This is a genomic window from Acinetobacter piscicola (assembly GCF_015218165.1).
GTDB lineage: Bacteria > Pseudomonadota > Gammaproteobacteria > Pseudomonadales > Moraxellaceae > Acinetobacter > Acinetobacter piscicola_A.
In genome coordinates this window covers 1805245-1818026 of the sequence record NZ_CP048659.1, presented here as the reverse complement: position 1 = coordinate 1818026, position 12782 = coordinate 1805245, and the positions used below count along the sequence as shown (strand labels likewise).

Below are 12782 nucleotides of genomic sequence, written 5' to 3'. Positions count from 1 at the left end.
TACAAGTTATCAAGCTTCACGTTATCTTTCTAAGCTGCCTACATGGCAGTGAACACCAAGCTGACGTGCTTTTAAAATAATATTGCTTTCTAAGCTGCCTACATGGCAGTGAACTCCTTATTGATGACTTTATGACTTATCTAGATTTTCTAAGCTGCCTACATGGCAGTGAACGCTGTTAGAGATTCCCACTTCTTTAGCTAGTCTTTCTAAGCTGCCTACATGGCAGTGAACAAATGACCGAGTCAGCAATAAATTTCTTTGCATTTCTAAGCTGCCTACATGGCAGTGAACTGGTCGTTTATTAATATTCAGCCCCGTTAATCTTTCTAAGCTGCCTACATGGCAGTGAACCATCTGTTAATTTTTACAACGAAAGTGTTATTTTTCTAAGCTGCCTACATGGCAGTGAACCGATTAGCTTTGTTATTTATCTCTTGTCTGATTTTCTAAGCTGCCTACATGGCAGTGAACGCGTGGTCAGTAGATACCGCACCACCTTCGATTTTCTAAGCTGCCTACATGGCAGTGAACGTCTTTAGGCATCTAATAGCTCCTTGTAATTATTTCTAAGCTGCCTACATGGCAGTGAACTTATTTGGTACTAACGATCTTGTCGGTCTTATTTTCTAAGCTGCCTACATGGCAGTGAACTGGCTTTAGTCCAAAGTGTTTGTAAAAGATTTTTTCTAAGCTGCCTACATGGCAGTGAACATATATGTTTTTAGCTAAACGGAATACATCTTTTTCTAAGCTGCCTACATGGCAGTGAACCACTGACAGCTAAAACCATTGTTTTGGGTGTATTTCTAAGCTGCCTACATGGCAGTGAACAATATCTAGCCACGTTCCGACCGCTTTCGTTGTTTCTAAGCTGCCTACATGGCAGTGAACTCAGAAGGATTCCAGCATTGGCTAGGCGCTTATTTCTAAGCTGCCTACATGGCAGTGAACTAACCCAATTAAAGCGATGGATTTAATGTTATTTTCTAAGCTGCCTACATGGCAGTGAACTTGGTCAATGTGGCGACTGGTAAACATGATATTTTCTAAGCTGCCTACATGGCAGTGAACGCTATTTGCCTGTTCTAGGTATTTGTTACATATTTCTAAGCTGCCTACATGGCAGTGAACAGCAATTTTACAGCAAAAAATAAAGCTATAATAGTAACTTAAGCCCTAAATCCATAAAAAGACCCAAGTTTTAAGCCACCATCATAACTTATTGATTTTATTATACTGTTAAAGAATGAAAAAATATTGGGTTAAAATTCGGGTACAGATGATACCGAACTTAGTCCATAAGTGCTAAAAACCTGAGTTTCAGATTTTGTCGCAGGTTGCTTTTCAATAAACAATTTAAAACGTTTTTCATCACTAGAAGTTGAGTTGCTTAAGCTTTTCATCTCTATATATGGTAATGCAGTTGTTGTCACCACATTGCTATATCGTGCTAATGCTTCATCAAAACCAATATCACCACGTTTTACACGATGACGAGCTAAACGTTGCGCATTGCTTTTCACTTGTTTGCGTTTATAAATGGCATAGCCTTTGATGTCTTGAGGCACTTCACGAATAGAAGTGATATGCACATAATCCTCTAAGCGCTCAAGCCAACGTCGAATATCTAATTGCTTTAAATCGGCTTCAGATTCAGCAAATAAACGAAGCTTTTTTCCTAAATTGATCTTAGCTTTTTGATTATCTACTTTTTCCTCAAAAATATATTGAGGAAAAGAAACACCAATGCTCACCTTATCTGATTCATCTTTTATTTCAGCCAATGCGATATGCAATTGCGTATATATTTTTGACCAAATAAAATAGGTTGAGATTTCAGCTTGATCAATCAGGGTAATTTCCTGATAAAACTTCATATTAAGCGTCCTTTCCACTTTGACCAAACACACCACCACGTACAAGTACAGCCATTACATAATGTTCTTGTTCTGCACTTTCTAAAGATTCACCTAATGCATATTTATCAAATAAACTAAAGAAATCTTGTTTAGCTTTCGGTGTACGATAAGCCTTTCCTAAATTAGTCACTGCGCCATAAGGCTCAATTGCAATAGCTGATTTTTGCTCCTCAAATTCTGGATACCATGTATCAATAGTACGTAAAGCATTCCCCACTTTTTGTGAATGCATCGCAGCAACGCCATTCACTTGATAAAGAATTTTGCTCTTATCACCCTTACCTTTATCTAAAACTAGCTCTTCACTTGGATATACTTCTTGGGCTTTACCAACCAAAGCATAGGCTTCGATTTTAATCAGCAAATAAGGTAATTCTCCTTTTAACGCCTGTGCAATTTGATCTGCTAAATTTTGCACTTTGGCATCAACGCTATCAAAATCATGTAATTTATAATCAAAGGCGTTGAATGTTACTGATTCTTGGTCATTCACCGTCACAACCACTTCAATTTTTTCTGCACCTACACGGTTACGCCATAAAAAACGTGCATTCGCAATATTTAGCGCATAGCGTTTAGCGAGTTCAGCGAATCCATGAGTTTGAATATAGTTTTTAGCGACTTCTTTATATGAATTTAGAAATGCCTCATTATTACATGCGGATGGCTGTTCGATACCCCCTAACACTTTTAAAGTAAAAGCCACTTTTAATGTATCTTGATACTCTGCTAAAGCACATGCATCTACTTTTTGTAAATTGGCTTTTTCAACTTCAGCGTTCAGTTTTAATGGATCACTTGCAACCGCAGGTTTTAAACGGTTTGAAATTGTCCCACGTACCGACTTTTCAATCAGTTTTAAAGCTGTTTGTTCTTGGCGATTTTCCCAAGTTGTACCATAAAAATAACCATCTGACGGCACAAGTTTTTTTTCAAATGCAAGTACGCTAGCAACCGCTTTTTCATTTTTAGCCATGAACGAATATCCTTTTTTGTAAAGTTAAATAGATTGTGTTGTTAAGTTTTGGCAAAGGTATAAATTATTTTCTAAATCGAAATGATATTGCCATAATAGTTGATCAATACTTTCAATCCGATACGGCATAACAAATTCGCCTAAAGTCAGCACGCTTTCAGCAAATCGGTGTGGTGTATTGGCATCGCGTTGGTTTTTAGCTTGTCCAAGTTCAGAAATTCCTTGAAAACCAACCGCAATTGGTACAAGCCAACCTTGCGCTTTACGTTTTGATGTCCATGTCACTTTTTCATCTTCATCTAGCGTTGAACTATGTGTCACTTTCAGATAATCCAACACCGCATCTAAAGCATCTGAGCCTTCATTCATGCCTTGTAAGACTAAATCACGGCGCTCAATCAGCACATGTCCTAACATTAATTGATTTAAAATCGGACGAAGTTGTTTCGCTTGATCTTCTTCATCGTCAAAATTTAAAATCTTACAAGACTTCACCGATAACACATCACCACTGGCAAACTTCATGCTTGTAACCAATTGCTGTACAAGCTGTAAAAATTCTTCTTTTTCATCAGGATCAATGTTTTCACATTCGATCAGCAAAGATACGTCTAAATGACAACGTGCTTCTTCAATAAAAGCAGGCCGATTGCCATCTTTATCCAAAGGGTTCGCTGTTCCTACAATCGAATGGACGAAATCACCTCGCCCCTTATAAGTTTGTAAATTAAAATCATGACAACTCACCGCAATTTTTGTCAGTTCAACATCAGTATTTTTGCTGTGTAGTTTGCGTTGTAATGCATGTACAGCGCCTAACCAAGCCGTCATTGCAGGAAAACCAATGGTGTATGGACTGCTCATTGCATTGGCATTATGAATTTTTAAATGTGGAATCAATAAAAATTGACGCATTAAAAGAACTCCTTAGCTTTTTGCAATGAATTTTCTACCTGTTGTTGTACATCTAATAATTCTCCCGTTCCTAGAGTATAAGAATCAGCAATCACTTTTTCATAACTGCGTAAAATCCAACGGGCAATATTTTGGCTCATCTCATCGCGCCATTCAGCATCGTTTTCTCGTTCATTCTGATACTGTTGATCCAGCCAAATTCGCTGTAATTTAGGCAAACCTACATAATAATCTTGATCTGACCAAGCCTCAGGATAAGTCTCACGAATTTTAAATCCCTGTAATAAAATTTGATCAATCACAAACCCAATGATATTGCGTATTGCTGTACGAATAGCATTATTATTAATATCTAACTGCATGAATTTATGGAGTTGAACAAAACTTTCCTGATAATTTTTGCGATATAAACACTGTGTAAAAAAATCTGTTTTAGGCAGTCGGATTGCACGTTTTTCTAACGTTGGTGGGCAACTTGATAAAAGATACGCTCGTCCTGCATTTTGGCTATTTAATACACTGACATTTTGTGGCTGTGTCCCGCCATAAGCTGTGACTGTTAAATCAAAAATATCAGCATAACCTTCTGCATCATGCTCATTTTTCTTGCGATTCTCTTTGGCAAGTTTAGTTTGCTCAGAAAAACGCATCAGATCAATTTTTTGCTTTAATTGGGTGATTAATCCTGATGGTGTCAAAATTGACAGTAAATGATATTCATCTTGTGCAATAGGAAAATAAACCTGTTTAATCAAATGATCCGTTTTACTTGTCGTATCATTTTGTTTAATCATTAAAAAATTAGTTTTCAACATTTCAAAATCTAACGAAGCTTGTTGAATCAAATTTTTTAAATTTTGATCATCTTGCTCAAAACCATCTAAAACAGAAAGTTCATTGCTTAATGACAAACATAAAAATTTATACACGTCCATTGCAGCCGCATTACCAAATACATCTAATGGATAGTCCACGTTGCCTGTGCGTAAGTAACCATCTTTACTAGAAGATACAGGTGCAATAATGCTTGAAGTCTTTGCACTTGGATGACTAAATTTACTTGGATGGCTCACCATCGAAAGCTGTACTACACGTTTTGCTGCATCAGGTAACCATTCTTTTAAATGAAATTTATCGTCTGCTTGCTGCTGTAACTCTGCAATTTCGGCATCATCTTTTGCTTTTTTTAAACGGTCTTTTAACCAAAGCTCTTTGCGTTCATTTAAAAAAGTATGAATACTTGCTGTCATATCCCCTCCTTAATTTTTTATAATTAATCCAAATTGATCTGAATATAACAACGCCTTATTTTCATCATATTCAGGCAACATGATTTCCCCATAGCGTTTTGATAATACTTCCATCTTTGTTTCAATATCCTCATTTTCTTGCAAAGAATCAACCGCCATACGACGTAAAATGTCGTTGTAATTTCGATCTAACCATAAACGTGATTTTTCACATTCACTCAGCTCTAAATGCGTGATCTGATAAAAACCATTGCGGTTAATATACTTGCCAAAATCATCTTTTATGCAAAACGTAAGCTTATGGTCTTGCCACATTGCAAAGAGCTGAATGTTGGGTGAGCTTTGTCTAAATGGTGCAAATCTTTGCGGTAAAGCAGTTAAAAACCATGTTTGCGTGAGCCAAGCATTTAAAGGTTTTGCACCTGTCTTTTGGTAGCTTGTCAAACTGTCTGCTAAAACCGCATGTTCCAAATCTGCTAATTTTTCCGTGGCTTGTAACGGTTGCTTGGCTTGAATACGTGGAATCGCATTAATGCCTAAACTCACATCATCATCTAAAAGTTCTGATAAGTTTTTGGTGCTTAATTTAAATTTATTGTTATTAATTTCAAAACCAGGTTTCTCAAAAGCAACCTGTGCACCTCGCAAACCCTTTAAGTTATATTGCATTAACGCAATATTTGGCTGAGTAATATCCTGACTGATTTTACGATGACGTAAAACACGTCCTGCCAATTGAATAATGGAACGATAAGAAGAAGGCTCTACAATTGCCCAATCAAAATCGTGATCTCGCCCCACTTCTTCCACAGGGGTTGCCACCAAAATAAAAATCACATGCTCAGCATCAGTACGATCTAAATGCTGACGAATAACGCCATCATTGCCTGTGTCTAAAAATACTTGTGGTTGTTCGCCTTGTTTTTCTTTACGTTTCAACGCTTGGTCTAAATGCCGTTCTTGTTCACTGCGTAATAACATCACTTGTCGGCTATGATATGCCATTACACGAGGTACAATATTCTCAGACCATTCGGCATTGAGTAAAAATCGAGTTAATGCCACACATGGCGGAATATTTGCAACACGAATCACACCAAAAGACACTTTTTTGCCAGTTTTTTGATCAATTGTATGGTGTGCTAAATGTAATTTTTCAGCATGTTTTTTAATCCGTTCAAAATACTGCTGTTGTATGCTTTCATCTAGTTTCGCTTGTTCTTTAGCTACCACTAAATCTGAACAATCAACAATATAGGCTTTATGTTTAATAATTTGTTGTTGCAATTGTTCTGCGCGAATATGTACAAATTTTTTATGGTCTTGTTGATATTCCTTTATATATTCAACATCTTCAACCATCGTCATTTGGGTCTTAAATTCATCTACCCACATTGCTACCGCTTGCGTATTTTTAATTTTCTTGAAGGCACAATAGAGTTGCCAACCTTGTTGATAGGCATTAAAAAATCCTTCAGCCAGTGCAGGTGGAATCGTTGCTGATGAAATCATCACTTTACGACCTAACATACCTGTTAAATGCACTAAACGCGCAATCGCAATTAAATCTTGTCCATTAAAATCATCAACTTCATCAATCACTAAGTCAGAGGAAGATAAGCGCAAACTCGGTAAAATATATTTTCCGCCACGTTTGGTTTCTGTCGCAGAAATAATATGATCAATCGTACAGGCTAAAACAGGTTTATATAAAAATGCTTTATTTTTTTCCGCCTGATTTTGTGGAAATAAAACATTCATAAAATCTGCTTGCGGCAGCACATCATAATCAAGCTCATTGTCTAATAATGTTTCGAGTGATTCTGAGCCTATTTCTTCTACATTAATTTCATTTTCATCTGTTTTGGCTTTATTTTTTTGATGTAATTCTTGAACAGCTTTCGAGCCAATCAATACCGCAAGTTCATCATTTTGCAAACCAATATCATTGCGATAAGAATCCCCTGTTTGTAAGGTTAAAGTTCTTAATCCTAAAGCTAAAATATAACGTAATGAATCTGCATTTGGCGACAATGCCTGCATAATTTTGGCATTGGCAATGGTTTTTCCCTTGCCTGTACTTGCCATATTGACAATAAACCAGCCTTGTTTTTGGGCATCTTCATGTTTTTGAATAAAATTTTGAATCCCTTTAACCGCTTGATCTTGCCACTCAAAGCCATCAGGACTTTTCTTTTTAAGTTTAACAATATCATAAGCAGGTTCCATATCATCAGCTAAACGACTTAACGATTGTGCCACTTTCATGGCATTTTTACTGACATGTACTAAATGCTCGTCTAAATATTGCTTTAATTCTTTTGTTTTAGGATCAGTATTGGCTCTCAAACCTACTGTAGTTTTCCAATTTGTATCAGCATCACAAGACGAATAATAATGATCGCCTAACATTAAACACAAACGTGCATGATGCAAAATGACACGCCAACTGCCATCTTCAAAAATAATGGCATGATGCTGAGTTTCTTGTAATAAACGTGCTGACCATTTTTTAATTTGCTTCGTCCAATTGACCGATTGGCTTAATAAACCCTGCTCAAATTCAAAACATTTTAAAACGCGCTGTTGATATTCATCATCAAATTTATTTTGATAGCCCCAATCTGCTTTAATACTTTTCAACATTGCAGATAATGTTTCTCGTTTTGTACTGGCATAATCTTTACGACGTTCTTCTTCTTTTAAATCAGGCAAACGATGATGAGAAACAATCAGCCAAGCGACTAATTGTGCAAAAGGTGGTAACTGATCTAAAGCTTTCGTTTGATCTAAACCTGTTAAAACCGTTTGTTTTAAATCATCTTCATGCCAATTTTTCTCAATCAGTCGTTTTAACCATGCTTCATCCGTTGTTGTATTTCCTGATGATTGCACTAGGGCATTAAGTAAAAGACAAGAAATCCATTCATGTCTTAAAGGATCACCTTTCTTGGCATTTTTACTTTTTGGTTGTAGTTTTTCTTGAAATAAAACAGAAGCTTTTCCCCAATCATGTAATAATGCAGAAATTGCCACTAATGCTTTGATTAAAGGTAAATAGTGCCAATCATTTTCCCATTTATTTTGATCTAACTTTTTCTGTGTTGTATTTACAGGCACAATTCCCTCAGCATTAAACTTATTCCTATTCCCCACAATCCACAGCAACTCACTTCTACGTCGTCCTCGAATCCAGTGGCAACTCACCGCGGTACTTTTAGTCACAGTTTTACGCAGTAACTTCTTCACCGCTATTAGACCATCTTCGGTAATCACGGTTTGCCACGTGTTATCCCCAATCCGATCTGCAAAAGCATCCAAGACACGGCGAGTACGTGGAATGGCTTTCTTTTCGCATTGACTAATGAAGGTCACAATCATCATGCATCTCCATCTACATCATGATTTTTGCAAGCTTGCGCTTTGACATTATCAAACATAAAGTCGAGGCATTTATGCTCGGTAAATTTCTGCAAAATTTGAGCTCTGAACTCTTGTTCAGTCATCTTCTCTTTGGCGCAAATAAAAGCGTAGGGTAAAACCACAGCATCTTTAATTAAATCTGCCACATCAAACACTAAAGCGCCACGGCGGGTTTTACCATGCATGACCGCAAAACCATGTGGAATGCCCAACACCCAAAGTGTGGTTGCTGCTAAGCCATAAGCCAAATAATTGCCGTGATTTAAAAAGTCATTGGATAAATCCCCTTGTTCAGGATTACGGTTAAAATCCTTTAAACCTGTTCGTGTGGCTGCAATTTTATAAAGTTGTTTAGTCGTTGCTGCCTCAGCAAGCAGTAAATCCCCAACCTTAGTTTGTTGTGGAATTTTCTTGGCAAAGCCGTCTAAGGCTTGGTTGATATCTAGATCATCCACATGAAAACCATACTCTTTTAAGTCTCGGTCTTTGCCCCAAATTTTTCTAATAAATTCGATACGAGCCAATTGAAACTGTTTGGCGACTTCTAAACGTTTGGCATCATCAAACCAAAATTGTATCCACCCCTGCATATATTCAGTCGGGCGATATTCACTTTGCGGGGTCATCCACTCAATTTCACAGCCCATAAATAAGGGGGTTCCACCGCCACCTGTAAAGCCAACCAATACGCCTGCACTGGCGAGCATACGCATCGCCGCTTGAGTAATAGATGTCCCTGTGCCGAGCATAATGACCGTGGTATTGGCGATCGGGATATTCCAATATTGATTTTCATTTTTGCCTTCGGTCAGATATAAAACGCGACCATCTTTTTGCATCACGCGGCAATGCTCAAGATAATATAAATTCGCACGTTTAGAATGTAGAATGGCTTTTAGGTCTGAAGGGTTAAGTTGTTCCATAATTTAAATTTATTATCATTAAGTTTAATACCTAATTTATAACACAAATATTTTTTTTATCATTCAATCAAAGAACAGTATTTTTCATACTTTATAAAAATTCTAATGCCTGTATTTAAACTTTAGGAGGAACACTACTGCGAAAATAACAGCGCATTCTAAATGAAGACATGAAATGATTTAGAATAATGTGGATATTGGAATTGAGTGACTATTTGCAACAGTAACAGCAAAATAGCCTGAAAAGTGACAACTTAAATAAGGATTTTCTATAAGTTCTAAAGATGCTATTTACCCTATAAAACAGAGTAAATAGCACATTAAAACATCAAACACTTAATTAAAATTAAATGCTTAACATACTACTCAGTGTTTCACTGACATTTTTAGATTTTACTTGAGATTTCAACGCTTCAAGCTCAGCTTTCACTTGACTACGTTGTGGCTCAGCCAAAGTGTACCAACGTGACAAGACCTGCAACAAACGTGAACCCACAATTGGATTTTTCTGATCCAAATATCTTGCTAAATCAATGAAATGTTGAACCCCAAAACTCCATGTATTGACAGGATTGGCATTTAAACCACCTGATACTGAACGGATTCGGTTCGGCACAGCCAAATCATAATCGGCATGAGAGGTTAAATAAGCAATGTTTTCTGCAGTTGCTTTTGGATGTGCTGCCTGAATCATAAACCATTGATCTAATGACAAAGCTTCATCTTTAAAGCGCGTATAGAAGTCTTGTAAAACTTCCTGTGCCTGAGGTGCATCATTCCAGACCAAGACTTTTAAAGCACCTAAACGCTCAGACATATTGCCTGTATTTTGGTACTGTTCGTATGCCAAATCAAAGACTTCGCTATCGCCCTGACGTGCAAGCAGACTCAGCATGATATTTTTCAGCGCCCGAACACCCATTGCCTGAGAAAACTCTTTTTGTGCAATTGGGTCAAGGCTTAGATAAGTTTCTTTAACAAAACCGCCCAGTTCACGTGCCAAAGTATTCAGCAAAGCTTCACGCGCTTCATTGACCACTATAGGATTATAATCTTGATCAATACGGCTACCTAAATAACCCTCAGTCGGTACATCAAATAAACGCGAAGCTAATAACGGATCTTTAGCAATCACAAAAGGTAAAGTTTTCTGAATTGCATCCAGATAAGTTTGAGCATCATGACCATTCAACAAAATGCGTTCAAGCAAAGTCTGAGCAGCCTGCCATTGGTTAAAGCCGTTGGTTTCATACTGCAATAAGAATGCAAGTTGTTCATCTGAATAGTTAAATTCAAGGTTCACAGGCGCAGAGAAACTACGCAATAACGACACCACAGGTGCAGCTTTTAAGCCTGTAAATTCAATGCTTGCTTCATTTTGATCAAATAAATAGACACCATCTTTCACACCATTTTCAAACAAAGCTTCAGCATTCAATACCAGTTGCTCACCCGTTTCAGCGTCAAATAAAGCCAATGCTACAGGAATGGGAACAGCTTTCAGGTTTGGATATTTTGCATGTGCTTTTAAGCTTTGTTTTAGGCTTAAACGATAAGTCTGATTGGCAGCATCATACTCACCTTGGGCTTGCAATTTTGGTGTACCCGGTTGGTTATACCAAATGAGAAATGCTGATAAATCTACGCCTGAACCTGCGCTTAATGCTGCAACCCAATCCTCAACCGTAACCGCTTGACCATCATGACGTTTGAAATATTCATCAGTCCCTTGGCGGAATTTTTCTTTACCAAGCAATGTCGCCATCATGCGGTTAATTTCCGCACCTTTTTCATAAACAGTGGCAGTATAGAAATTATTAATTTCCACAAAATGATCAGGACGTGGTGGATGTGACAATGGACCTGAATCTTCAGGGAATTGATGCGATTTTAAAACAGCAACATCATCAATACGTTGTACCGCAGCCGATTGTAAATCTTCTGAGAATGACTGATCACGGAACACCGTTAAGCCTTCTTTTAAACACAATTGGAACCAATCACGACAAGTAATACGGTTACCTGTCCAGTTGTGGAAATATTCATGGGCAATGACGGATTGCACCCGCATGATTGCAGCATCAGTGGTATATTCTTCATCGGCAAGTACACATGAGGTATTGAAAATATTTAAGCCTTTATTTTCCATTGCCCCCATATTGAATGCACTTGTTGCCACAATCATATAGTTATCAAGATCATAAGGGCGACCATAATGCTCTTCATCCCAACGCATCGAATGTTTTAATGCTTCCATCGCAATATGACATTTTGGAATATCTTTTTCTTCAGCATAAATTTCTAAAGCAACATCACGCCCTTCAGAAGTGGTATAGCGATCTTTGAGTACCGCCAAATCACCAATCACACATGCAAATAAATAACTTGGTTTTTTGGTTGGGTCTTGCCAAACGGTATAATGACGACCCTCACCTGCTTCACCTGCCTCAATCAAATTACCATTGGCTAAGAGTACAGGAAATTTTTTGTCTGCTTCAACACGTGTGGTAAAGACTGAAAGTACGTCAGGGCGGTCAGGATAAAAGGTAATTTTACGGAAACCTTCTGGTTCATTTTGTGTCACGTACAAATTACCCGCCGCTTGGTATAAGCCTTCAAGTTGTGTATTACTTTCAGGATGAATCACGACTTCAATTTCAAGTGTCACCGCATCAGGTGCATTTGCAATCACCAATTGTTCAGCATCTAAGGAATAATCTGTATTTGAAAGCAACTGACTATTCAATTTAATTTGTTTGAGTTCTAAATCACGTCCCAAAAGAACTAAGTCACCCACAACTTGACGTTTCATCAACATTTTTGAACGAACAATCGTATGATCATCGTAAACAGACAGATCTAAATTGATCGACAGCACTTCAAATGCAGGTTTTTGATAGTCTTTTAAATAAACAGTTTGATCTGCTTCGATCACAGGGTTTGCGGCGATATTCATACGATGTCCTAATCCTATTGTCTGATTCAGACTTATAATTTGTGAAGTAAGTTGATGATAGGTCAAATTTCACAATTTGTCTGTGTATTGCTTTGTATTTTTATATGGGTCTTTGTGGTCTTATTTTCAATCTATTCGGCGTGAAATAACATTGATATGACGTATATTTAGTCAAAATAAATGTGTGCAATCATCACAGATTAATGACAATAGATTACACCCACACAAGAGAAATTTATTCAGACATTCTTTTATTTTCACATTTGAATATGGCCGACCATTTATCTACGGCAGATTCACGCTTTTTAAGTCAACATAATATCCAATTAGGATTAGAACTTTTTAATGAATTGAATATTGTCTAAACTTTTTAAAATAAAAACGCCCAATGTCACCACATTCGGCGTTTTTTAAAAT

7 protein-coding genes and 1 CRISPR repeat array (1 of these 8 running past the window's edge) are annotated in these 12782 nt (G+C 37.3%); all 7 genes read right to left on the bottom strand.

Going from position 1 to position 12782, the window contains the following annotated elements:
* Positions 1-1134: a CRISPR direct-repeat array (repeat unit 28 nt; unit sequence TTTCTAAGCTGCCTACATGGCAGTGAAC); it reaches 2981 nt to the left of the window's first position.
* Positions 1135-1265: 131 nt separating this feature from the next.
* Complete coding sequence (cas6f, locus tag G0028_RS08845; protein WP_180045568.1) at positions 1266-1880, bottom strand: type I-F CRISPR-associated endoribonuclease Cas6/Csy4; 615 nt, start codon at positions 1878-1880, stop codon at positions 1266-1268.
* 1 nt (position 1881) lies between these two features.
* Complete coding sequence (csy3, locus tag G0028_RS08840) at positions 1882-2898, bottom strand: type I-F CRISPR-associated protein Csy3 (RefSeq protein WP_180045569.1); 1017 nt, start codon at positions 2896-2898, stop codon at positions 1882-1884.
* 24 nt (positions 2899-2922) lie between these two features.
* Positions 2923-3813, bottom strand: a complete 891-nt coding sequence (gene csy2, locus G0028_RS08835) for a type I-F CRISPR-associated protein Csy2 (RefSeq protein WP_180045570.1) — start codon at positions 3811-3813, stop codon at positions 2923-2925.
* Positions 3813-5063 (bottom strand): type I-F CRISPR-associated protein Csy1, encoded by a 1251-nt coding sequence (gene csy1 / locus G0028_RS08830; protein ID WP_180045571.1) that lies wholly within the window; start codon positions 5061-5063, stop codon positions 3813-3815. Before csy1 ends, csy2 begins: the two co-directional genes overlap by 1 nt.
* 9 nt (positions 5064-5072) lie before the next feature.
* Positions 5073-8444, bottom strand: a complete 3372-nt coding sequence (gene cas3f, locus G0028_RS08825; protein ID WP_180045581.1) for a type I-F CRISPR-associated helicase Cas3f — start codon at positions 8442-8444, stop codon at positions 5073-5075.
* Complete coding sequence (cas1f, locus tag G0028_RS08820; protein ID WP_180045572.1) at positions 8444-9409, bottom strand: type I-F CRISPR-associated endonuclease Cas1f; 966 nt, start codon at positions 9407-9409, stop codon at positions 8444-8446. Before cas1f ends, cas3f begins: the two co-directional genes overlap by 1 nt.
* A gap of 346 nt (positions 9410-9755) precedes the next feature.
* On the bottom strand, positions 9756-12365 hold the full coding sequence (pepN, locus tag G0028_RS08815; RefSeq protein WP_180045573.1) for an aminopeptidase N: 2610 nt from the start codon (positions 12363-12365) through the stop codon (positions 9756-9758).
* Between the last annotated feature and the right edge of the window lie 417 nt (positions 12366-12782).

Excerpts from the sequence above, each read along its gene's own strand:
- cas3f (WP_180045581.1), bottom strand. The coding sequence starts at position 8,444 with ATGATTGTGACCTTCATTAGTCAATGCGAAAAGAAAGCCATTCCACGT.
- pepN (WP_180045573.1), bottom strand. The coding sequence starts at position 12,365 with ATGAATATCGCCGCAAACCCTGTGATCGAAGCAGATCAAACTGTTTAT.
- cas6f (WP_180045568.1), bottom strand. The coding sequence starts at position 1,880 with ATGAAGTTTTATCAGGAAATTACCCTGATTGATCAAGCTGAAATCTCA.
- csy1 (WP_180045571.1), bottom strand. The coding sequence starts at position 5,063 with ATGACAGCAAGTATTCATACTTTTTTAAATGAACGCAAAGAGCTTTGG.
- cas1f (WP_180045572.1), bottom strand. The coding sequence starts at position 9,409 with ATGGAACAACTTAACCCTTCAGACCTAAAAGCCATTCTACATTCTAAA.
- csy2 (WP_180045570.1), bottom strand. The coding sequence starts at position 3,813 with ATGCGTCAATTTTTATTGATTCCACATTTAAAAATTCATAATGCCAAT.
- csy3 (WP_180045569.1), bottom strand. The coding sequence starts at position 2,898 with ATGGCTAAAAATGAAAAAGCGGTTGCTAGCGTACTTGCATTTGAAAAA.